The sequence below is a fragment of the Nostoc sp. genome (assembly GCF_036917235.1).
Lineage (GTDB): Bacteria > Cyanobacteriota > Cyanobacteriia > Cyanobacteriales > Nostocaceae > Nostoc.
On record NZ_JBALDU010000089.1, the window covers coordinates 1 to 26,462 of the forward strand.

The following is a 26,462-nucleotide window of genomic DNA, read 5'->3' on the forward strand; positions in this document are numbered from 1 at the left end:
AGGAATTTGCCATCGGGGCTGACGGTGAGGGATTTAGCACCACCAAGTCCATCGACACCATTTGTATTATCTTTTTGAACTTCTACAAAATTCAGTGCGCCTGTGGTTGTATCCCGCTCAAATACCGCTACAGCCGAGTCATCATATCCAGTAGCATAGAGGAATTTGCCATCGGGGCTGACGGTGAGGGATTTAGCACCACCAAGTCCATCGACACCATTTGTATTATCTTTTTGAACTTCTACAAAATTCAGGATTTTCTGTGTCATATTTCCCTTGAGATTGCAAAATAGTTTGTAAAAGTAATGTTCTTTTCTAGCAAAGTGAAGAATGTACTATATAGCTTATTGTCTGATTTTTATTAAAACCTCAGTATATATACTAGGTAATTTTCAGCTTGTAACTGATGTAAGGGCTTTATTGCCACTCGAATTTATACATACAAAATTGAAGTTATTACCCACAAATAAAACAATCCCATCCTGGAAGCGAGATGAGGTTGAAAGTTATAATTATTTGTGCAAATTAGATGAATTTTAGATGTCTACAATAGCTCGATCTATACAAGCCCTCATCTTTTCAGCTAGAGTTCGGACATGGGGTTCTCTAAAAATAGAGTCGTGGTTTCCTGGGACATTTTGAATATCCAAATCTCCTAAGACCATTTCACTCCAACCCATTTTGGGGTCAACCTCCCGTTTTTCTAATGCATTGCGCTCTTCTGCTCGGAATACAGTAACTCGCCCTGGATAAGCTTTTAGAACGTATTCTCTGGCTGCCTGTTTATTGGCTTCTTCGATTGTTAATTTACGGTAGTTATAAGGTACAGTCCGCCAGATTTTTAAGGAAAACTTAAAGATCAATTTTCGGAACTTTTCTTGAAGTTTATACTTCACCCAAGAGCTTTTGTTCCTGATTTGCTCAAGCACGTAATTAGTCCCAAGTTTTGTCAGGTTGTCCCAATGCTGAGAAACTCGCTTTTCTAATGGCGCTTGTTTAATATAATTTGGGCCAGTGGTATCAAATAAAGCTAACAAAGCTACTTTTTGACCTTGTTTTACGAGTTGTTGAGCCATTTCCCAAGCTACTAGTCCACCAAAGGAGGAACCACCCAAAAAATAAGGGCCTTCAGGTTGAATAGTTTGTATCTCTTTGATGTAATGAGCCGCCATTTGTCCAAGCTTGGTAAAGGGAGCTTCTTTCCCACTTAATCCTCGTGCTTGTAGCGCATAAAATGGCTGATTTTCACCCAAATGAAGTGATAAATCTCGGTAGTAGAGGACACTTAAACCAATTGCATGGATACAAAATAGAGGTGGCTTAGAACCGTTGGGCTGCATTGGTACTAGTGATGACCAAGGCATCAATTTTTCTGAATTGGTAGTAGTACTACTCTTAACTTTATTATGGCTTTCTGGCAAAAACCCTTGCTGGCGAATAAAATTAGTTAATTGCTCAATGGTTGAAGATTGCAAAAGAATAGCTAAGGGCAGATTTAAACCAAATGTCTTTTCAATCTGAGAAAACAGGTGTACTGCAAGTAATGAGTTTCCACCCAAATCAAAAAAGTTGTCTTTTATGCCAATGGGATGAATACCTAAAAGATTTTCCCAGATTTTAGTTAACTGAAGTTGTAATGGATCTTCTGCTGTGGCAAATATTTTTTCTATTTTAGAAGTATTTGGATTCAGTCTAGATAAGGCTTTGCAATCGACTTGACCATTAGCATTCAATGGCAGAGAATCGACGATGAAAAAGGCAGAAGGCAACAAATGTTCAGGCAGCTTTTGCTGGAGAAAACTCAGCAGTTGCTCGCTCCCAAAAGTTTCTCCTTGTTTGGTAACAACATAAGCAACTAAACTTTTATCCCCAAGAACATCTTCTTTGGCAATCACCACAGTTTTTTGTACGCCTGGATATTGGCGCAAAATTGTTTCAATTTCAGCCAACTCAATGCGAAAGCCGCGAATTTTTACCTGATTGTCTAAGCGGCCTAAAAACTCAATATTGCCGTCACTTAAGTAGCGTCCCAAGTCACCAGTTCTGTAAAGGTATGCTCCAGATTCGCTGCTAAAGGGATTGGGTATAAATTTCTCAGATGTTAATTCGGGACGGTTAAAGTAGCCTTGGGTAACACCGATACCGCTGATGTAGATTTCACCAGTCACACCAATAGGGAGGAGTTGCGATCGCCGATCGAGGATGTAAATTTGGGTATTGGCGATCGCTTTTCCTATGGGAATTTCTGATCGAGTGCTGTCTTCAGTGGCAGTCTCCAGATCGTAAACCGTGGCGGTTAAGGTTGTTTCTAGCGATCCATAAGCATTCAGCCAGCGTACTTGCTTGCCAACTTTTTCTACCCAAGTTAGATAAGCATGGCGTGAAACTTTTTCACCACCAACCATAACTAAGCGTAAGCTGGCTGGCAAAGTTTGTGGAGATACAGATGGCTCTTGAACTAACTCATACCAGAAAGAAGTAGGTAAATTGACAACGGTGATCTTTTGTCGGTCGATGAATGGGAAAAATTGTACCGTCGAATTTTGTAGCTTTTGAGACTGGATAATTGCCGTAGCACCAGTAATCCAACAGGGGAAAAGTGATTCAATGAAAGTATCGCAACTGATATTAGGTATAAGTAGTAGGCGATCGCTCTGAGTCAACTTCCAAGTTTGGCTAATTGCCAAGCTGTGGCTGACAAGATTTCGGTGGGTAATAGCTATACCGTTGGGTTTTCCATTGGAGCCGGACACATACATTACACACGCGAGAGTCTGATATGTGCCATAACTTTCTGGATTTTCAGTCACGTGTACGGCAATAACTTCCCAATCACTATCCAAACAGATAGCTTGTGCTTGATGCTCAGAGAGCTTCTCAACTAATGAGCTTTGGGTTAACACCAAAGATATTTGGGCATCTTCTAAAATGACAGCCAGACCATCTTGCCCAGATGTCGGAGCGATCGGTACGTAAGTTCCACCGACTTTCAAAATACCCAACAGCCCCACAATCATCTCCAGGGAAGGCTCTAGATAAAGACCGATGCGTACCCCCGATTCTACCCCTAAAGTTTGCAAATAGTAGGCTAGTTGATTTGCCCGTTGGTTAAGTTCATGATAAGTTAGTTGCTGATTTTCAAAACTTACTGCAATATTATTTGGAGTTGTTTTAGCTTGATTTTCAAACCACTGATGGATACAAGTATCCTGGGGGTAATCAGCTTGTTTGCTATTCCACTCAACTAACAATTGATGTTGTTCAGGCGCTGTCAACAGCGGTAATTCAGCGATCGGGCGATCGGGATTAGCAACAATACCTTCGAGTAAAGTTTTGAAGTGTCCCAACATCCGCTCTATGGTACTGGCATCAAACATCTCGGCATTGTAATCAAATACCATGCCCAAACCATTATCCTGTTCCCGCAAGACCAATGTCAGATCGTATTTGGTCTTGCCATGATAGATGTAGCCAAATAGAGAAGTAATAGTCAAATCAGGTAGTTGCACTGATGCCATGCCACGACCATTCGACCAAGGAGGATTGAGGGAGAATTTTACCTGCAACAGGGGTGAGCTATTGCGACTTCGCTGTTCTGGTCTAAGTTCTTCAATTAGCTTCTCAAAGGGTAGGTCTTGATGGGTATAAGCTTCTAAGCAATCCTTACGCACTCGGTCTAATAATTCTCGGAAAGTTGGGTTAAGAGCAAAGTTACTCCGCAGTACAAGAGTATTAGAAAAAAATCCAATCAGCCCCTCAGTTTCAACTTGTCCTCGACCTGCACTTGCAAAGCTAATTAGTAGGTCTTCTTGCCCAGAATAACGGTAGAGCAATAGCTCGAATGCTGCCAGTAGAGTCATGAACAGGGTGACACCCCATTTTTGACTCAGGTCTGTTAGGGCATGGTTCAGCGCCTTTGATAGCAGCAGGGCAGCGCGATCGCCTCGATAGGTTTGCACTCCTTGAGGACGGGGGCGATCGTAAGGTAACTCAATAATCGGTAAATTACCTTCTAGCTTTTGCTTCCAGTAGTTTACCTGTGACTCTAAAACCTCTCCCTGGAGCCATTGATATTGCCAATTGGTAAAATCAGCATATTGCACTGGTAAGGGAGTTAAAGGAGAAACCTGACCTGCTGATAATGCTTTATAGATGGTAATGAGGTCTTGATAGAACAGATCGGATGAAGCACCATCACAAACTATGCAGTGCATATTCCAAATTAGCAGATGTTCGCGATCGCTTAATCGCAGCAGTAACACCCGCAAAATTGGCCCATTGGCTAAATCAAAGGGTTGATGAGCTTCTTTAGTTGCCAGTAGGTGAGCTTCCGCCTCTCGTTGTTCATCTGGTACTTGCCGCAAGTCAATTATTGGCAATGTCAAGGAAACATCGGTGGCAATGACTTGAGTCGGCTTTCCATTCACTGCTGGAAAAGTTGTCCGCAGAACTTCATGGCGACGGACGACTTCTCTTAAACTTTCCTCTAAGACAGCAACATTGAGATTCCCCGTAAAACGCACCACAACTGGCATATTATTTGAGGAACTATCAGGTTCAAACTGATGGAGGAACCATATCCGTTGCTGACCAAAGGAAAGCGGCAAGTTGCCGTTCCGTTCACAAGCGACAATTGGGGGAATCTGTGAACTGGCGGCTGTGGTAATTTGTCGGAGAAAGTTGATGATTTCGGCTTTTTGAGTTTTTAACTCGGTCAGCAATTCTGGTGTGAGACTATCTTTTGCGGCCCGATAGCGTAAGCGTTCGCCCTCTAGCCAAAGTTTGACATCGCGCTGACGTAGCTCAGATAGTAGTTCATCTAATGTTTTCATAGCTCACCTTCCTCGTAATCATCAGCTGTTTCACTCTCAGCAGCCTGAACACCTTGGGTTGCCCACCGCAGAGTTTCTACTCGTTCAGCCAAATCCGCTACTGTTGGTAATTCAAATAAATTGGACATCAGAATTTCTGCTTGCAAGGCTTGGCGCACTCGAGAAACCACTTGAATTCCTAGTAGAGAATATCCACCCAATTCAAAAAAGTTGTCGTTAATCCCAACCTGCTTGACATTAAGAACCTGTGCCCAGATATCTGCAATCTGCTGCTCAATGGGAGTGCGAGGCGCTACATAATTGGCCTCCAGTTCCGGGCGGGAAGCATCTGGCTTTGGCAATGCCTTGCGATCGACTTTGCCATTGGGCGTTAAAGGCATAGCTTCTAGTGCCATAAAGATTGTTGGCACCATAAAGTCAGGAAGCTGTTGTTTCAAGAATCGACGCAATTGCGAAATCACTTGCAAGCTATCTTGACCAGTTTCGGCAACAATATAACCGACTAAACTAGTCTCATTAGGAATGTCTTCTCGAACAATTACAACAGCTTCTTTTACGCCTGGATGTTGTAGGAGTGCGGTTTCAATTTCACCCAATTCTATGCGGAAACCACGCAATTTTACCTGATAGTCGATACGACCCAAGTATTCAATATGTCCATCTGGTAAATAGCGAGCTAAATCCCCAGTTTTGTATAAGCGCGATTTCGGGTTTGAACTGAAGGGATTAGAAATAAATCTCTCAGCAGTCAGTTCGGGACGATTCAGATATCCCCTTGCTAGCCCTTCGCCACCAATATACAACTCACCTGATATACCAATGGGAACGGGTTGTAAATGAGAGTCTAAAATATAGATTTGCGTATTAGCTAGAGGGCAACCAATGCCTATTGCTTTATTTGCCGTTGTCACCTTGTAGCCTGTTGACCAAATCGTTGTTTCTGTAGGTCCGTACAGGTTCCACAGACAAGCTCCCTTTGGTAATAATTGATTTGCGAGGTCTCTAGGTAAGGCTTCGCCTGTGGAAATCATTTTGAGTTGAGGACTACCTTGCCATCCGGCTGCCAGTAATAACCGCCAAGTAACTGGTGTCGGTTGCATAAAGGTTGCCCCGGAGGTGGTTAGCGTTTTTAACAGTTGTGTCCCGTCAGCCGCAACTTCACGGCTCACCAATACCAACTTCGCACCTACAGACAGAGGTAGAAAAATTTCTGAAACGGCAATATCAAAGGATAGGCTAGTAACAGAGAGGAGAGTATCTTCAGCAGTTAAACCGGGTTCTTGAGCGATCGCATTCAGGAGATTAACAGCACTTTGATGTTGAATTTGAACGCCTTTCGGTTGACCTGTCGAGCCAGATGTATAAATGACGTAGGCTAAGTTATTGGAAGTGATGTTATCTGTTGGGTTATGTAACCCATAATCTATAGATTGCCAGTTGCTATCAAGGCAAACAATCTCTGCTTGATGGTTGGGTAGACCCGATTTTAGCTTCTCCTGCGTTACTAGCACTGACACCTGAGCATCTTGCAGCATGAAAGCTAAACGTTCTTGAGGATAAGCATAATCTAATGGTACGTAGGCTCCCCCGGCTTTGAGAATGCCTAAAACTCCTACAACCATTTCCAAGCTGCGCTCGACACACAGGCCAACTAGAACTTCTGACCCGACTCCTAAGCTTTGGAGGTAATGGGCTAGCTGATTAGCTCTCAAATTCAGTTCGCGGTAGCTAATTTGTTCATTTTCAAAAACTACAGCGATCGCATCTGGAGTCTTCTCCACTTGAGTTTCAAACAGCTGGTGAATGCAGATATCTTGGGGATAAGCTGTTTGAGTATTGTTCCATGTTGCTAACAACTGTTGCTCAACTGCTGGCAAAATTGGCAATTTAGCAATAATTTGATTAGGGTTAGTAACTATGCCTAATAATAAAGTTTCAAACTCTGCCATCCGGCGGCGGATAGTATCAGCGTCAAATAAATTAGTGTTGTACTGGCATTCCAGAATAAGTTCACCATGCGATTCTGTAGCATTGATAAACAGTTCAAAATTCTCGAATGCGCGGGGATTGGAGAAAAATTCCACCTCTAAATCGATAAAGGGAAGTCGATCGCTGTCTAAAGCTTGATCGACATTAAATATAATTGGTACTAAAGGAATCCGGCTAGAATCCCGTGGCAATACTAATTTTTTGACCAGACTACCAAAGGTAAATTGTTGATGATCGTAAGCATCTAAGACAGCCGATCGCCGCGTTTGCAAGTAATCGCTGAACGATTTTTCGCCATTAATCTGGCTACGCAATGGTAGTAAATTTACACAATGACCTACAAGATTATATTGACCTAAAGCAGCTTGTCCGGCGGCTGGAATACCTACAACTAAATCGTTTTGTCCTGTTAGTCGGTGCAGCCAGACCTCAAATCCTCCCAGGATCGTAGTCATAAAGCTACAACCGAGTTTTGTTCCTAGTTGTTTCAGGTTGGCAATTAATTCGGGATTTAAATGCCAATCTTCGCGAGCGGCGTTAAAGGTTCTGAGCGGGGGACGGGGGCGAGCGCTAGGGAAATCCAGTACAGGTACAGAGTCAGCGAATTGTTGTAACCAGTATTGTTCTGTGGCGATCGCTTCTGGACTATCTGCCTCTTCTTCCTGCAAAATCGCATATTCACTTAAGTAGTCTGGTTCTTCTAATTCAGGAACAATACCCTGTTGCAAGCCAGAATAAAGTTTACCCAAATCTGGTATCAGCACAGCCCAAGACCAACCATCACAAATAATATGATGGGCTGTCAAAATAGCTAAATGCTCTTGCGGTTGCAATTTAATAATCTTTGCCCGAAATAGAGGGCCATGTTCCAAATCAAAAGGTTGCTCTACCTCTTGTCGCAAAATACTAGCTAATTTTTCCTGTTTTTCCTGTGCTTCTAGGTTAGACAGTTCAATAATAGGAATTTCAATTTGCCGAGAAGCAACAATACAGAGTGTATTGCCATCGGTACTAAAAGTTGTCCGTAGTGCTTCATGACGTTGTACTAACTTTTCCACCGCAGATTGGAAAAGTTTGACATTAAGTTCGCCTTTGAGTCGCAGAGATTGAGACTCATTATAAGCACAATTAGCAGCATCGCCCATTTGCACAGAAGCCCAAATTTCTTTTTGTGATTCTGTGGCGGGGGCGGTTAGAAGTAATTCTCCATCTGCAAATGGATCAAAATCAACCGCAGTTAATGTCGATTGGTAATCTACAGGTGATAAGGTCATAAAACTCTATTATTTTCTCAGTTTATTGAATGTGGATAAATCTCAATCTTTTTTAGATTACTGACTTCAAATACCTTGTTTAGCTAAGATTATAGACTTTAAATAATTACGTGCGGGGACTTCTACATATCTATATGTCAATGATGCAGCCAATAAGACAATCATAAGAAATACTCCTAAAGATGTCAACGATTGATATTCTGTGAATTCTTTGCCAAAGACATCGTGAAATTTATAAAACCAGAAAGATTTTAACAATTCTTGAAAAAACCAATGAACCATATAAGTTGAGTAAGAGATAGTCCCGATATATATCATTAACTGTGAATTGAGAAACTTGGATATTATACTTTTGTTTTTGATAGATACAGATAAAATTAGTAGAGAAAAAGCTGGTAAAATTAGCCAATCATGAATGTTCCGAAAATGATGCCAGTAGTAATGCATAATCAAAATTATCCAAGTTATAGCTATAATTGCCAAAAAATTAAGATTAAAATACTTTTGATAATTACCTCTATGATAAATTTTGTAGGTAATAATACCAAGGATGCATTCTAGCCCACATCTAGCTATCGAAGGTATACCAATAATCGTATCTAAATTTCCACGGGTAAAGGTGATTAGTAGTAATATACAAAAGAGAGTATAACTATAAATTATCAAATCGTTTTTGGAATTGTTTTTTAATAAAATTAATAATAAAAATGGAAATATACAGTAAATGAAAAACTCTACACTTATTGACCAAGCTGGCTCATTCCAATAGGTATTACACCATAATAAAGGTAGGCACTTTAGGTCAAATGCTTGAAGAAGAAAAATATTGGAAAAAAGAGCCGTTAAGTTAAATTTACCAGTAAAAGCAGAAGTGTTTAGGAAAAGTAATTTTACAACCTCTAATCCAACAAATAGAAAAATAATAAATATATGCAGAGGATAAATTCTCGCAAAACGCGAGAATAAATATGAACGATAGTTCTTTAAACTGACTTTTAAACAAAAAGTATCGGCATAAACGTGGGTCATGATAAAACCACTCAGAATAAAGAAAAAATCAACCCATAAATATCCATTTTGGAAAAAATTAGTATAGGCTGATAAAATTGAACCTGTTTTCGGTAAACCGTAGTAAGAAAAATGGTGTATAACAACAACCAAGGCTGCAATACCGCGTAAAGAAGTGAGCGATTTGATGTGTTTATACATTGATATTTTTGGTTTTAGTTTTTATCTATAGCAATCCTATTTAAATTGTAAAAATTATTTTTAAACCTAGATGTGTAGTTGATTTATGTCGGCTACATAAAGGATGTAACAAGCGCTTACTCTTGTATAAAAGCAAGCTACACAAAGTGTCTAGAAGAAAAGATTTCACAAATGATTTAGAATTACTATAGAACACCGATTCAGTATTCAGGCTAATTAATAATTAGTCATTTGAGAAAAATTAGCTTTTTTTGACAATCTTGTTGATAAATTGCTTTAACTTTCCCTCAATAGATTTTAGTTTTAATACACCAGAGCGCAGGATCATAAATTTACTTTTCGGTCGGCGATCGGATAGAAGACCCAGAGCAAAAATTTTGAGCCGATCTTTCAAAGCAGATTTATCTGGTGGAGTGGGTTTTAATCCCAGTCTGCGTAAGTAACTGTTGACTTGATATATTCTGGCTTTGAGATCGTAAGGTCGCAGATAAAAGAGGATACTCAAAGCTACAGAAACATTATTACTATTTTTGGCCCAATGGGGTGCCAGTATCGGATGATGGAGTCCCTTACCTGGTTGCAAATGGTAAACAGTCGCTTTACTCTGATTCTCCTCTTTATAATTTGCTACATTCAGGTCGCCTACATAAAATTTTTCAATCTCCTCTTCGCTCAGTACAGAACGATCGCTTTGATTGAAGAGGCTCATATCTTTCTCGCCCTGAATTTGAAACAGGAAATTCAACTCACTATCGATATGGTAAGGTGTAATAGAATTTGGGGAACCAATAAAGATGTAAGCACCTAGCCAGGTCATCTGCTTACGAAGGGGTTTACCTGTAAGAGTTTCGAGTTCAGTGATAATCTGGTTAACCAAGGCAGCATATTCTGGGTCTGCTTGAACATCTTCAAGCATGACCCAAGAATCCGATTCTTCAATATGTGCGATCGCCTCGTTAATTTGCTTGATTCCAGGTCGCTGATTCCACTTTTGCTCAACAGGGACTTTGCTGATATAAGACTGGATTTTATTTGTTCTACCCTGACTTAGCATAGTATTTGCAAGCTCAACTAAGCGGGGGATCTCAAACAAAGGGTGTCCCGCAAGGTTATGCGAAAACATGAAGTGAGAAGAGTTGAAGTTTTCCCGGAAGTTTGAAATATCAGTTTCAATGATTTGTTCGGGAAGCTTCGGATCGGACTTAATAAAACTCGGTTCAAGTAGATTATCAACTGACATACAAAACCTGGATGGATGAGTATTTACTATTTGCAAAAATTACTAATGCTTACTACACTTTCTATGCGCTTGATTTTTTAAAGCACTTCAGGAAACACTTGCGACTTGTAAATATTTCCCAGGACGCTCAATATCGGGAATATACCAGGCTGGATTTCCTTGAGGATCTCGTCCTAATTTGGCATCAGGTTGCGGAGGACGATTGCGTAGGCTGTTATTGGTAATTTCGTGGTTTGTTACTTCTATGGGGGGTGCAGACAAGAAGCCAGCAGACTGCATTTCGGCAATACTTTCTTTAAAGGCTGCCATTACGAAAGCCAGATCGGCTTCGGAATGGGCTGTCGTCAAGAAGCAAGGACGGTGATCCCAAGTATGCACTCCCTTATCTCGCAGCAAGTAAAACAGTAAATCTCCGTAGGAAAACTCTGGTAAAGATTTCACCATGAACAGGGAGCCGAAATTATAAGCTGTAAACGGAGCCTGAACTTGCTGGAAATAGCCCATAAGTTCCGCTACAAACTTATCAGTTCTGGCATTGAGATTTTGCTGCAAGGTGGGGCCACTCTGTTTTAAATGCTGAAGTACTGCTTTGGCGGCGGCTAGTGCTAGAGGATGGCGGACAAAAGTGCCGGCGAAGTAAGTCACGCCTACTTCTGGAACGGAGTCATCGCCAAACTGCCAAAACCCTCCATCCAAAGCATCCATATATTGTGATTTACCAGCAATGACTCCAATTGGTAGCCCACCGCCCACAATCTTACCGTAGGTTGCTATGTCTGCCTTGATACCGAAATGCGCTTGAGCGCCACCTGGATGAATTCTGAATCCGGTAACGATTTCATCAAAAATTAGGGCAATACCAGCCTCTTCCGTGAAATCACGCAATTGCTGGAGGAATTCTTTAGGCTGGTATTCAGGACGACGGCTTTGTACAGATTCCACCATCACTGCTGCTAATTCATCAGCCCGACTTCTGAGGATTTCTAGAGACTCAGGCGAATCATAGTCCACTACCAAAATGTTCTCTACCATTTCGGGTGGGATACCAGGAGCAGCAGGAATTGACCGGAGTTTTTTTGTACCTCGAACAATTACTTCATCCAAAATACCATGATAAGCTCCAGAAAATATTGCGATTAAGTTACGCCCTGTAATAGTGCGTGCCATCCGCATCGCTCCCAGAACCGCTTCCGAACCTGTGTTGCAAAAAGCTGCTCGGTCAAAGTTCGTCAACTCACACATTAGCTTTGCCACTTCTCCAACTAAGGGAGTTTGCGGCCCAATTTCCATACCGAGTTTGAGTTGTGCTTCAATTGCTTCGGTAATGAAAGGTGGCGACCAACCAAACAAATTCAAGCCAAAGCCATTGCTTAAATCGACATATTCATTACCATCAACATCCCAAAGTTTAGAACCTGATGAACGAGACGCCACGATGGGGTAAACCATCTCTTTCATCATCGGGTTAAACCCGGAAACAGTTCTGGGATCTGCTAAATAAGGGCGATGAGTTTGAGTATATTCTTTGGATTTTTGAGTCCGTTTTGTATATCTTTGGATAATTTTGTCTAGATGAGTGCGTTGTTGGGCTGTCAAAGTTTTAGTCTGGGTCTTTTCAATTCGAGCAGCCGCACCAAATGCTTTTTTAGCGCCATTTGACTCTGTTTCTACTGATACTGATTCTTTGCTGGTTTGGGTTGGGGTGATAGATACAGCGTTTTGTGGCTTGACACCATTATTTTGAGATGTCGCCGCAGGTGCAACTGGGACTGTTATGGATTGACTGCTATTACCCAATAGCGCCAATTGCTGGCTCATAATTTGTAGCTGCTGATTGATCACACTTTCTAGGACGTTACTAGATGCAGCAGGTTGTAGGGAAATCTTAGGTGCAAATCCATTTGATCCATTTGTATGAACTTCATGCACTACCAAAGTGGGTGATGTGGTTGCAGGCGTAGGTTCTGGCAATGGTGCTTCTGGAATTGGGTCTGTAACGGTTTCTATTAATCCTAGTGCAGATAAAGTTTCGGGAGACAAGGCTTGATTGATTAAGTCAGCCAACGTTACTAAGTTCGGGCAAATTTCTAGTAACTGCCTAAGTGTTACCTTGACTTTAAATTTTTTCTTCAAAGCTAACCCGACTTGCGTTAGAGATAAGGAATCTAATCCCATTTCTAAAAATGTTGTCGAGTCGTCAACACTAGCAATTTCCAATCCTGATGTCTCTTCGATAACTTCTTTGAGCAGAGGAATAAGCTTTTGCTGAGGGTATGTTGTCATAGTTTGGGTCTTTTCTAATAAGTGAGGATTTAAAAGTTTGGAAGTTGCTGCGCGATTGGGATGAGGTGGAGGATCAATCCAGAAGCGTTGGCGTTCAAAAGGATAGGTAGGCAGAGGAATTCGTTGTCGTGTTTCCCTTTGATAGAAGTTGCTCCAGTCAATAGATACTCCTGCTAGCCACAGTTGTCCTACTGCCTTGAGTAATGCCGTCCATTCGGCTTCGTTCTCAGCGTTATCACCCAGAGAAGGAATCGCTATCTGTTGTTTAATATCTTTTGCTTGTTGGCGGGCTAAGGTCGTAGTTGTGATTCGCGGCCCCACCTCTAACAGTAGGCGTTCTGGCTGCTGCCATAAGGTTTGTACGCCCTCCGCAAATCGCACAGTCTGACGCAGATGTGTAGCCCAATACATCGGATCGGTTGCTTGCTGGGCTGTAATCCAGTCGGCGGTAACTGTGGATACAAAGGGAATTTGAGGAGGTGATAATTTAACTTTCGCAACTACCTCAGCAAAGGGGGCAATGATGCTATCCATCATTGGGGAGTGGAAAGCGTGGGAAGTGTGTAAATGGCGACAGACAATTTCTTCGCTTTCTAGTTGTTTTTGCAGAGCCGCGATCGCTTCTGTGGGGCCAGAAACTACACACAGGGAAGGGCCGTTAATTGCAGCGATCGCTAATTCTGCACTCAATCGCGGCTCTACCTCTTTGGCTGGTAGGCGGACTGAGAGCATAGCCCCTTCGGGTAATTCCCACATTAAGCTACCGCGAGTTGCAACCAACATCAACGCATCTTCTAAGCTGAATACACCCGCAATACAGGCGGCGACAAATTCGCCAATACTGTGACCAATCATGGCTTGGGGCTTGACTCCCCAACTTTGCCACAGTTGCGCTAAAGCATATTCAATGACAAATAACGCTGGTTGGGTAAAGCAAGTTTGCCGTAAGGAGATAGCCGCAGTTTCGCGTAGGCGTAGCCCGCCGTAGGCATCGCTCGGTGCAGGATACATGATTTCTCGTAAATCCCTGCCCAACAAAGGTTTAAGGATTTCAGCACATTCATCTACTGCCTCCTGAAATACAGGTTCGCAGTTGTAGAGATTCAGTCCCATGTTCACATATTGCGATCCTTGTCCGGGGAACATGAAAACAACGGCTGGATTGCGGATTTCTGTATGACGGGTGTTTACTTGATTTGGATCTAAAGATTGTAGGGCTGCGATCGCATCTGTTATATCATGACAAACTATACTGCGTCGATAGTTAAAAGCTTTGCGCCCTCGCTGTAGGGTATAAGCTACATCAGCTAAGTTAGTTTCGGAATTATACTGTAAATGCTGCTGTAAATTTGCGGTTGCAGCCTCTAAAGCTTTACTAGTTTTTGCCGAGAGTAACAATAGCTGCTGTGGGCGAGAAAATCCTGAACTTTGGGTTTGTGGCGCTTCTTCCAGCACAATATGAGCATTAGTCCCGCCGACACCAAAAGAACTCACGCCGGCTCGTCGCAAAGTTTCACCTTCTGACCATTCAGCTAGTTTGGTATTTACATAGAAGGGGCTGTTGGCAAAGTCAATCTTGGGATTGGGAGCCTCAAAATTTAAACTAGGTGGAATCTTTTTATAATGCAGGGCGAGAGCAGTTTTAATTAACCCTGCTACTCCAGCCGCCGCAACTAAATGTCCGACATTGCTTTTAAGAGAGCCGATCGCACAAAATTGTTTAGCATCTGTATGTACCCGAAATGCTTGCGTCAGCGCTTCAATTTCAATCGGGTCGCCTAAAGGTGTAGCTGTACCGTGAGCTTCAATATAAGAGATGGTTTCTGGGTGGAAGTTAGCGTAAGCTTGCGCCATTGCAATGGCCTCTGCTTGTCCGTCTACGCTGGGAGCCGTAAAGCTCACCTTATCAGCCCCGTCATTATTGATACCAGAACCTCGAATTACAGCATAGATGCGATCGCCATCATTGAGTGCATCTTCTAAACGTTTGAGGACAACTACTCCTGCACCATTATTGAACATTGTGCCCTGAGCATTGGCATCAAAGGGACGACAATGCCCATCCCCAGAGAGCATACTGCCTTCTTGAGTCATATAACCGCTGTTTTGAGGTGTAGTCATAGATACACCACCGGACAAAGCTAAATCGCACTGATAGCTGGTTAAGGCTTGGCAAGCCTGAATGACTGCTACCAAAGAAGTGGAACAGGCTGTATTGACGCTGACGGCTGGGCCTTTAAGGTTGAGTTTATAAGCAGCACGGGTTGTCAAAAAGTCTTTTTCATTGGCTAGCATCGTCTGGAACTCACCGATGCGATCGACAATTTCCATACGTCCAGAAATGTGGTTAGCAAAATAAGTATTTTGACCACAACCAGCATACAAACCAATCAAACCTTCAAAAGACTCTGATTCATAACCAGCATTTTCCAGGGCTTCATAAACCAACTCTAGGAAAACTCTAGCCTGTGGGTCCATAACCACAGCTTCTAGCGGATTAATGCCAAAGAAGGCAGCATCAAAGGTTTCTCCCCCAGGAATGATTCCTCTAGCTTTTACATAGCTAGGATCTTTGCAAAGATTTGGGTCAATACTAGGGTCTAGTTCTTCATCTTGAAAGAAAGTCGTTGATTCTAATCCCTCACAGAGATTGCGCCAAAATTCATAGACATTTCCAGCACCAGGAAATTTTCCTACCATGCCAATAATGGCAACACCATCACTAGGATCTTGGTTATCGGATGCTTGCATATTTACCATTGCTTAAACACCTTGTTGATGATTACGGCGACGAACACGAGCTGCTTGTTGGCGTTGGGCGCGATTTTGCAGCTTGTCAGAAGACGGTTGGCTATTCTGGTTTGAATCCAAATACTTTGCTAAAGAGCCAATCGTTGAATACTGAAATAGCTTCACAGCAGGTAGCTCAATACCAAGTTCCTGTTTTATTCGCGCAGCAACTTGTAGAATTGAGATTGAAGTTGCTCCTAAATCAAAGAAATTATCATCAATCCCAACGCGATCGATTTTGAGCAGTTCGGATAAAATACCTGCAAGCAGACGTTCTAAATCAGTTTGTGGAGCAATGTACGCTTGTTCCAGTTGCGGACGTTCTCTACTTGGTGCTGGCAATTTATGTCTATCTACTTTGCCATTTGCAGTCAAAGGCATTGATTCTAATAACACAAAAGCTGATGGCACCATGTAATTAGGTAGTCGCTGTTGTAAGAAACTACGTAATTTATTGTGCGTATATCCACTGTTATAGTGAGGAACAATATAAGCTGTCAACTGTTTTTCACCTGCTTCATCTTGACGAGCTAAAACAACAATTTCCCGAACATCAGGATGTTGTGCAATTTCTCGCTCAATTTCCCCTAGTTCAATTCGGAAACCGCGAATCTTTACCTGATTGTCAATACGACCTAAAAACTCGATATTGCCATCTGGAAGATAACGAGCCAAATCTCCAGTTTTATAAAGGCGCGTTGCTAAATCGCTATCAAAGGAGTGAAAAATAAATTTTTCGGCAGTCAAGTCGGGGCGGTTCAAATAGCCTCTAGCTAATCCATCACCACCAATGTATAATTCACCAACTTCTCCAATTGCTACTGATTGGAGGCTGTTATCTAATATATAGACTTGGGTGTTAGCAATTGGGCGACCAATAGGAATCGAAACATCTGGTTGCAGTGGCGCTGTTATAGGATGGCAGCAAGTAAAAGTTGTATTCTCAGTTGGCCCATAACCATTAATTAGTTGACAGTTCTCTACTGTTTGCAGAAACCTCTGCACATGGGGAACAGATAAAACATCACCACCCGCTAAAAGTTGGCGCAAGGATTTTAAAGCATCAATTTTTTCATCTACTATCAGGTGAAATAAACCGGCTGTCAGCCAAAGAGTAGTAACTTGGTATTGCTGAATAATCTGCCCTAATTCTTCTAAAGATGGTGTATTAGGAGGGTAGATTATTAATTGCCCACCATTAAGTAAACAACCCCAAATTTCAAAAGTCGAAGCATCGAAGGAAATAGGAGCCAGTTGCAGAATTACCTCTTCAGACGTAAGGTGAGCATAATTAGTTTCTTTGACTAACCTAACTACACCACGATGGATAACGCTAACACCTTTGGGTGTACCTGTAGAACCTGATGTATACATGACATAAGCCAAGTTATCAGCAGTGACACTAGTGCTTAGGTTATCTTTTTGATTTTGGGCGATTGTGTTCCAATCTGTGTCTAGGCAAATGACAAATGCTGTGTGAGTAGGTAATTTGGCAACTAGTTCTTTTTGAGTTAATAGTACAGATACCTGGGTATCTGACAGCATGAAAGCTAAACGTTCTTGTGGATACCCTGGATCTAATGGTACATAAGCTCCACCTGCTTTAAGGATAGCTAAAAGTGCTACAACCATTTCTAAGGAGCGCTCTATGCAAATTCCTACAAGAATTTCTGTTCCTACCCCTAGTAATTGTAGATGTTTTGCTAGTTGATTAGCACGACTATTTAAATCTCTATATGTGAGATGCTGATTATTAAAAATTAGTGCTACAGCATCAGGTGTTTTCTCTACTTGTGCTTCAAACAACTGATGAATACACGCTTGCTGAGGATAATCACTTTGAGTATAATTCCACTCGATTAGTAGATGTTTTTCGGATTCTTTCAAAATAGGTAATGTTAAATTATCTTGTTCTAAGTTGTTTTTTAGCAATGAAGTTTGACCCTTAGTTGCTAGCAATTCCTTTTCATTTTGAGTCACTGAATTAATTATTAGTTTCATGTTTCACTTGAAGCACAAATATATTTTTGACAAAAACCTTGGTGATGAAATAATACTGGATCTTAAATTAACAAGTTTATGACTTAGCGATGCAGTGAATATTACTACTAAAATATACAAAACCAGAATATCACTATCTGAAAATATTCAAGGTTGTTCCAAGATTACATAAAAGACACTTTTATCTATTAAGGATCTAGATTTTTGGATAAACCAGGGAACCATGTAATTTGGGTATAATATTGTTCTGATATCAATAAGTAATCAGGAATTGAGTGTATTTAAATTTAAGATGATATTGCTATTTTCCGTATTTAGAGAAACAGATAAAATAAAACGGGAAAAGCATTTTTATATGTATATGTTGTTTAAATACTAGTATTTTCACTTATATCCTATGGTTATATTCTTAACTTTGAGATTATATAAAAGACTAATTTGACAACAAATTATGCCGCAATCCTACAATATTTGTATGAAAGCGCACGACTTTAAGATTTAGTTCTCTTATTCTGAACTATTTCCTCAAAATCGTAGTTATTTTCAATACATCTTCATTGAAAATTAAAACTTTAGAGATGTTTGCAATGGGAATATTAACTGTACGTAGGCTTATTTTGAGAGAATAAGAATAATTAATACCTTGACTGAACAAGGAATACAGCCATTTTAGCAACTGATAAGTAATGTAACCTTTTTGAGGTAAGTTTGACTCCAGCAAAACGACAATAGGGCGGGCATTGTAATGCCCACCCCACAATAACGAACTATTTGCTGTAGTCTAAGTAATTGAAAACCGCTGTTTCAACTGATAGTTATTTCTGCCGTGCTGCACTAGGCGAACAGACTAAGCCACAACACCAGCAGAGAAAACAAAGTCATTTGCACTCAGGCTAGTTGCGGTAATTTGCAGTAATGAAGCCAACTCTGTATTTCCAGTTTTTACGATAGTGTCAGCACCCTGTTGCAATAGGGTTAGGGCACTAAACTGAGTGACGCCAATCCCGCCTAGCCCAATTTTATCAATGGCGATCGCAAAATCAGTCACGATGTTCTTACTAGTTGGTAGACTGGCGTTAGCAATCCAGAATTGGTCAGCACCAGCACCACCACTGAGGCTATTACCACCACTTTGTCCAGCAAATAACACATCATCACCATCGCCACCAAACAGCGAATCATTTACACCGGAGAAGAGTTTATCATCTCCAGAACCACCATACAGACGGTTATTGCTACCTTCGCTCTTGAGGGTGTCATTGCCTGAGCCACCGAAAGATAATTGACGAGAACCTTCAACTACTGTGAGAGTATCAGCACCCGTGCCTCCAAACAGATTATTAGTACCACTGGCTTCGACTACGGTAACTTCATCATTACCATTGCCACCATCCGCGCTAGTGTTGCTAGCAGGACTATTTGCGCCAATCAAGACCCGATCGTTACCATCCCCTGTGGACACAGAGGAGTTACTACCAACTACCACCGTGTCATCACCCTTTCCAGTCAGAATTTTGTTACCTTTAGTACCTTCTACAAAGTCTGCTCCGTCACCTGTAAATAAGGTTTGATTTGGCTTAAGGGTGACATCATCACTACTGGTAGAACCAAATTGAAGGTCTAGTGTTGTTAGTCCAACAGTGCGACCATCAAACCCTGCGGCTGTAAAATACTGAGTATTGCCTACACTTTGAGAATCCAGAATTGTTGCTTGACCATTAGTAGTTTCTTCTGAAGTCAAGACTTTTTTAGTGGAGGGAACTACATCCGGGCCTCCCAACAATGCTTCTGTAATGGCACGACCTTTCAAATCGCCATTACTGGGAATGTTTAACCCCAGAATACGAGCAAGTGTAGGCGTTACATCAGCATTACTGACGGGCGCATAATCCACATAGCCTTGTTTAAAGTCAGGGCCAATAGCCTCCATGTTATTGAAGGTATCACCTCGACCAAAGCTGCCATGCATCCCCTGCCCTTGCTGCAAAGTTGTGTCAGCAATTTCTACCTGAGCTTGAGGGTTGTTTGGGTCGGTTGGGTCGCTGCTAAAGGTTTTGAAGTTGATAACTATAGATGGAACCGGTGTTTTAGCATCACCTTTTAGCCCGATCGCACTCAGTGGTAAAGCACCTGGAATAGTTCCATAGGCATCGTCTACAAAAATACCACTGATGTAGTCTTTCTGTGAGAGCAAATTCACTACCTGTTTAGCCAAATCAGCATTGCCATTAGGCAGATAAATTAAGTCAGATCCACCATTAGCAGCTACAACTATCTTTGTACCTGGGTCAAGTTGACCATTAATTACCTCACCTGTACCACCAATTACACCATTCCCAGAAATAGGACGTTGACCTTGTGTAGCATCAACAGTCGTATATTGGATGTGGTTGAGGTCTGGGGGGAGAGTCGTAGGGTTAGGATCGTATAGGGGTAGACCGAGATCGTGAGCCAAATCAATAGCAACAAAGCCTGCTGGTAGAAATCCTGGATTTACGCCCGCGTATGTTTGGGTGGCAGCATAACTTGTAGTTTTTGTGCCTTGGCTATCAATAGCTTGTTTGCTGATGGTAGAAAAACCGTGGTCGGAAGTCACAAAGACATCAGTAGTCTTGTCCAAGCCTGTGCTTTTGAGATAGTCAAGAAGTTGCTTTAAATTATCATCAGCATTTTTAACCCCAGCTTTTGAAGTATCACCATTAATACCTGGTGTCAAGGTGTTTAAGCTATCACCCTGATTGTGTTGACTACCATCAGGATCTCTTGACCAGTAGACCAATGCGAATGGTTTACTGTCTTCCTGAAACTTGGGTAAAATTACCTTGGTAGTGGCATCTGCAAAGTATTTTTGTTGAGCCACGTTGGCATCCAGTGTGCCAGGAGTTGTGTTGTTACCAGCTGGTTGGACTCGTGGTGTAGGTTTTACATCTAAACCAGCAGCTTGTAAGCGATTGACAATATCTGGATCGAGTGGAACAGCAGAAGGTGAACCGGCGGCTGTAGGCGGCGGGGTTGCACCATTTGTAGTGTCATCAATAATAATTGTATCGGGAGTAGGAATAGTACCTGTAGTACTACCTTCTCGGTTAACTTGGGTAACATCTTGGATCGCAACAGGCCCTAATTTACCAACTGCTGCGGTGTTGAAACCCTGCGATCGCGCGTAAGCTAAGAGGGACTCTTCATCTAAAAAGTTGTTACCTGGGAATTTTTCATCGATATCCCCTAGAACCGCATCATTTTCAATGAATGGTGTGACACTACCATTGGCATTAGGACTGGGAAAAGCAGTGTAGATAGTGTTGCTAAAGTCTCCTGTATCGCCAAGATAATGCCCGGTGGCGATCGCAGAAGCATTCGGGGTGGTAAATGTCGGAAACAGCGAATGACTATTGGCGAAAGTAACTCCCTGTTGACGGACACTATATAAAGTTGGGGTATCAGTGGGGTTTACAGAACCGTTACGCAATCCATCTGCAACAAAAATAATGACATTTCTACCGTTGCCGTTTGTATCAGCCATGTCGACTACTCCTTAAGTATTGTGAGTACAATTAATCACAGCAATTGTGTTTCTATGGACTGAGCGATTAATTACACTCAACCTCAGCAAAAATTATTGGCTACAGAAACATAAGTAGTATTTGGCGACAAAATGCTTAGTATCCACACAAATTAGTGCAGATAATTAAATGAACTTAACTTTGGTTACTGTCTCAAAAGATAGTTGTTCAATGTTTAAGGAAAGTTATAAACAAGTTAAGATTTAGGACAAAAAGTAGAAGGATTTTTAAAGACAAAATTACTAATAGATATAAAAAGCGAGGGAATATTATTCCCCCGCATTAGCAAAATCGCTACAGCTTAACTAATGAATGAATATTGAATCTAAGCTGTAATCATCTTTTGGTTAAACGACACTAGCAGAAAAAACGAAATCATTTGCTGTAAGGCTAGTTGCTGCAATTCCCAGCAATGAAACCAACTCTGTATTTCCGATTTTCACGATAGTATCAGCACCCTGTTGCAATAGGTTTAGATTACTGACGCCAATACCGCCAAGCCCGATTTTATCAATAGCGATCGCAAAATCAGTCACAATATTCTTGCTAGTTGGCAGGCTGGCGTTAGCAATCCAGAATTGATCGACACCAGTACCACCACTGAGGCGATTACCACCCTGTTGACCAGCAAATAGCACATCATCGCCATCGCCACCAAACAGGGAATCATTAAGATTAGAGAAGAGTTTATCATCGTCAGAACCACCGTTGAGACGGTTATTGCTACCGCTACTGCTAAGGGTATCGTTACCTGAGCCACCAAATAATGATTGACGAGAACCTTCAACTACAGAGAGAGTATCATCACCTGCCGCCCCAAGTAAATTATTACTTCCACTGGCTTCCACTACGGTAATAACATCATTACCATTGCCGCCATCAGCAGTAATATTTTGAACCGGGCCGTTTTGACCAATAAATATCTGATCGTTACCTTCTCCTGTGGACACTGAAGAGTCACTGTCGACTAACACCGTATCTTCACCATTTCCAGTCTGAATTGTGTTACCTTTACTACCCTCTACAAAATCTGCTCCGTCACCTGTGAATAAGGTTTGATTTGGCTGAACGATAATATCATCGCTGGTAGTAGAGCCAAAATTAATTTCTTCAGCTTGAGGTTGACCTAAGCCAGGAGCAAGATTAAGGGGCTTCTCTAACTTCAGCTGTAGAATCTCATTGTTGTCTATGACTGGATTTTGAGGATCATTCCCAGGACGACCTGTAGAGAAGGGATAATTGTTGTCATTAGCCACCAAAATGGTGTTTTTGTCAACAACCAGAACATTTTCAATGGTTTGGAATGGGAAGTCGAAGGTAGTTTTACCGTCCCCATTCAGGTCGTTGGGGTCTTGGATATTTAACAAGTCTGCAACTTCTTCTTTAGCTACATAGCCATTAGAATCTGTCTTTGACAAGTCTATTTTGTAGATCCTCTTAAATTTAGCCGCAGCCCCTTGATTGTTATCCCGTTCAATGACTAGGTACTCATTATCATTAATGACTGCTAAATCCCCGATGGAATTTGCAGCATTATCCAATCTGTAGTACAGCTTTTTGTCAGTGTACTTGTGGCTAGCAAGATCAAATTCGTTAATCCGCAAAGCACCAGGAGTATCACCTTGAACTGTACCCTCTAGGAGGAAATAGAGCTTGGTTTTGCTGGCGTTAATTGCTCCACCTTCAAAACCTTTGGAACTACCCAAGTTAGCAAAGGCATCGCCTGAAAGCACATCGGGGTTTTGTGGCGATCGCACTACATTATATTGAGGATCATCTCTGAGTTGATCTCGTACTTTATCCGCGATATCTGGGAAATCACTAAATAGCGCGTCTACACCTAATTGATAGAACTGCTGAATTTCTAGCTCTAGCTTTCCTTTGTAATCTGCTGCTAAATACTGATCTTCCGCCCGGAAGGTATAAGGATGAACCTGTAAACCTGCGTTGTGAGCATCTTGAATTAAGGTTGAGGGAGGTAATGTTGTTTTATCAGCATCATTAACCGCTCCATCTCCATTCACATCATCGGCTTTGCCATCACCATTAGCATCAGTACCTTTGACGCTAACAATCATCCGCTTCCAAGGTCCAATGCCATCAGCATAAGTGGCAACTTCAGCCAAGCCTTCTGGAGTTCGCAAGTCGCCATAAGTGCGAGTGTCACCACTTACCTTCAGGTCATAAGGCTGACTTTCGATAATTTTGCCATTGATATCAGTGTCACTTGCATCTAGAAGTTGAACTAGTGGAATATCCACTCCAGCCGCAGGCATGATGGTATCATGTAGTTCTTTCAGGTTGCCCACTTCAAAGGACTGGATGAAGATACGATTGGGGTCAGTGAAGTTATTTGCCTTCAGCGCATCAATTAGTAACTGACTGATGTTTCTGTTAACTTTTTCTGTGGTGCCTACATAAGTGGCTTCATCGGCAAAATAGGTCGGATGCTTAGTTTCAGGGTAGATGCCAATCTTTTTACCTGTTGTCGCTTCTACATCCTTAACCAAATTAATGATTTCTGTGAAGGTAGGAATTTCAAATTGATCGTCAAAGGAATGATCGCGGAAAGGTAGACGTTCTTCTGCGCGTAAAGTCTTGATTTCAGCTAAAGTGAAGTCTTCAGCAAACCAACCTGTAATTGTGTTTCCATCTAAACTTACCGTTTTTTTGCGATCGGCAAACTCTGGATGTTTGTAAACATCTGTGGTTGTGTTGCTGAAATTGACAGTACCATCAGCATTCAAAACTGCTAAAGCTGGCTCATGACGAGCAATTAGCACACCATCTTTCGTAACTACTAAGTCAGGCTCAATAAAGTCAGCGCCTCGCGCAATTGCTTGCTTATAAGACTCTAAAGTGTGTTCTGGACGATAGCCGCTTGCACCTCTGTGACCAATAACTTTAGGTGCTTCTCCATTTAAAGTTTTGAATTGGTCGGGTGTAGCGATCGGAGCCTCTAATAACTTACCACTGGCATCAAAATGCAGCAGGTATGGCCCAAACTCGTCTCCAACCCAGATTGTACCGTTTTTATCAAAGACAAATGACTCTACATCAAAGTCTGCACCAGTCAGTAATCTTCCGGTAGTTCCCTCATTCACAATTTCAAAAGGAACTTTGTTGTTAGGGTCAGACAGTTGAATGTAGTCTAAAACTTTAACGCTGCCGTCTCCATTCTCTGTTCCCTTAAAATTCGGGTCTAGACGATTGATCCGCAGTAGGAAATCTGCACTATTGTCTTTGCTACCGTAACCATTGTCTGACAGGAAGTACAAAGAGTTGCTGTTAGCAAATTGAACACCGCTAAAGCCTTGAATTGGCTGTCCTGGGAAAGGCCCCGTTCTGCCATTGGCTGAAATGTCTGCACCCGAAGCTGGCCCATCACTAAAGGTATCAGCAGGTAAAGAGGCAAAACCTACTAACTCAACTTTTGGCACTATTGAAGCAAACATCGTTTGGTAGATGTGGGTTTGATCGTTTAAACCCGCAATTCCTGGAATATCAGAACCGTAGGCGTTATAACCTTTACCTACCAAGCTATTTAACACTTCAGAACCAGCACCTTGGTAGTAAACAGGTACGGGACGGTTGGTGTGAGTTCCCCAACCATACTTGACATTGGGATCGGACCCCCAGTAATGTCCAACTTCTGCTGGAGTATCCAAATTGGTTAATGCTTCAGCACCTTGATTTTTTACTAAAGTCGGAAAATTACCGTCGAGAGTCAGGTAGTGATCGTGGTCAGCTGTAACGATTAGTAGGTTTTTATCCCAACCACCATTGTTATCGATCCAATCAATCGTAGATCCAACTGCTTTATCGAAGTCCAAGGTGGTGCCGATTAAGTTGTCTATGTTGTTATCGTGGGCAGACCAATCGATGTCACCACCTTCAACCATTAACCAGAAACCATCAGGATCTTTACCCAACACATCTAACGCAGCACTTGTCAAGTCTTTGAGGGTTGGGTTTTCGTTAACCTCTTTGGCGATGAAAGATGCATCCGTCTCTCCCGGAAGCAGAGGACGTGTGGTGTCCACTTTGGCGTTATCACCTTGGTTAGCGAAAACGCTGAACATATCTAAACCAGTGGTGCTGTAATCACCGTTGGCAGAACTGACAGGCAAGTTACCATTTTGACCACGCGCACCGTATAGACCGAAGAGGCGATCGCCTTTTTCTGGATCGATTGTCGCCGCAGTTTCAGCTAGTTTCTGGGCGGCATTTTCACCCCGCTCTAAAAATGTGTAATCGTAGAGGTTGTTTGTGGGTTTAGTGCTAAGTTCTGTGTAGGTAGATTGACTAATGTATTCATTGCTCGTATTCGGCTCAACCCCTGCTGGTAGTAAGTCTCCAGGAGCAGAGAGTGGGTGTCCACCACCAAGTAATACTGTTGGTTGATAGACACGGAGTTGCTGTTGCAGGATGTTGTCTAATGCCGGATAGTCAGCATCATACTTGCTGCGACGGTTAACGTTGGCAGCAGCAGCAGCAGGTGTTGCATGGTCAATGGGAACTGAAGTTACCAAACCAGTAGATTTACCAACTTCGTTTGCAGTTTTGAGAATTGTTTCTAGAGGATTCTCGAAAATATCAACGCCAACAGCGTTATTGTAGGTTTTGACGCCAGTGTACAGAGTTGTTGCGGTGTTTGCAGAGTCAGGATAGCTGTACTTAATATATTCAGGATCGTTACCGGGAGTCCAAGGGTTAACACCACCTTTGGTAGGGTCATAACCTACTAGGTTCCCAACAGCACCATCACTGACTTTTGCACCACCTGTTGGGGTATTACCTTGGTTAAAAGTTGGATCAAAGGTGAAACCAGGGCGAACTGGGCTTTCTCCTGTAATTGGATTAGTACCGTCAAGAGCCGAATTACCAGTGCTAAAAACTCCATTACTACCAGCGATCGTTGTCCCGTAGGTGGTTGCTAAACCGTAGCCTTGGAGTGTTTGAAAGTTGAGTCCTTGACCCTTACCCTGTGTATAAAAATCACTCAAATTAGCACCTGTCTTACCATTTTGAATCTCTTTGTAGATGGATGCTGCACGAGCCATTTCCCAGCCCATACCATCCCCAATCATTATGATGACGTTCTTAGCCATGAAAGAGAATCTCCCTGTGTTTAATTGTTGAGATGGTCTTCGCTCTAGTGGAATCAAAAAAGTAATATGGTGAGGAAAAAACTAATAGTTTTAGGCTGGAAATATGTAATTGATTTGTCAGCTTGTTGAGTCTGAACTATTAAATGTCAACCACCACTACAATTGTCATT

Annotated in this window: 8 protein-coding genes and 1 pseudogene; all 9 read right to left on the minus strand. The window is 42.0% G+C overall.

Translation table 11 applies throughout. From position 1 onward, the window contains the following. Window positions 1–269: beta-propeller fold lactonase family protein (locus tag V7K44_RS24675; RefSeq protein ID WP_334935320.1), on the minus strand; the 269-nt coding region annotated here is incomplete at its 3' end. A 267-nt stretch (window positions 270–536) separates the two neighbouring features. Further along, window positions 537–4,832: an amino acid adenylation domain-containing protein gene (locus V7K44_RS24680; RefSeq protein WP_334935322.1), complete on the minus strand. Its 4,296-nt coding sequence runs from the start codon at window positions 4,830–4,832 to the stop codon at window positions 537–539. Further along, window positions 4,832–8,095, minus strand: a pseudogene (locus tag V7K44_RS24685) (non-ribosomal peptide synthetase); the annotation flags it as partial. The pseudogene V7K44_RS24685 and the gene V7K44_RS24680, both read right to left, overlap by 1 nt. A gap of 66 nt (window positions 8,096–8,161) precedes the next feature. After that, entirely contained in the window at window positions 8,162–9,304 is a 1,143-nt protein-coding gene (locus V7K44_RS24690; protein WP_334935326.1) for an acyltransferase family protein, read from the minus strand. Window positions 9,305–9,545: 241 nt separating this feature from the next. Next, on the minus strand, window positions 9,546–10,544 hold the full coding sequence (locus V7K44_RS24695; protein ID WP_334935328.1) for a cupin-like domain-containing protein: 999 nt from the start codon (window positions 10,542–10,544) through the stop codon (window positions 9,546–9,548). A gap of 87 nt (window positions 10,545–10,631) precedes the next feature. Continuing rightward, window positions 10,632–15,587: an aminotransferase class III-fold pyridoxal phosphate-dependent enzyme gene (locus V7K44_RS24700; protein WP_334935330.1), complete on the minus strand. Its 4,956-nt coding sequence runs from the start codon at window positions 15,585–15,587 to the stop codon at window positions 10,632–10,634. 3 nt (window positions 15,588–15,590) lie between these two features. Next, complete coding sequence (locus V7K44_RS24705; RefSeq protein ID WP_334935332.1) at window positions 15,591–17,618, minus strand: non-ribosomal peptide synthetase; 2,028 nt, start codon at window positions 17,616–17,618, stop codon at window positions 15,591–15,593. A gap of 847 nt (window positions 17,619–18,465) precedes the next feature. Next, window positions 18,466–21,141: an alkaline phosphatase family protein gene (locus V7K44_RS24710; protein ID WP_334935334.1), complete on the minus strand. Its 2,676-nt coding sequence runs from the start codon at window positions 21,139–21,141 to the stop codon at window positions 18,466–18,468. 387 nt (window positions 21,142–21,528) lie between these two features. Then, window positions 21,529–26,292, minus strand: coding sequence for an esterase-like activity of phytase family protein (locus V7K44_RS24715; protein ID WP_334935336.1), 4,764 nt, complete (start codon window positions 26,290–26,292; stop codon window positions 21,529–21,531). Between the last annotated feature and the right edge of the window lie 170 nt (window positions 26,293–26,462).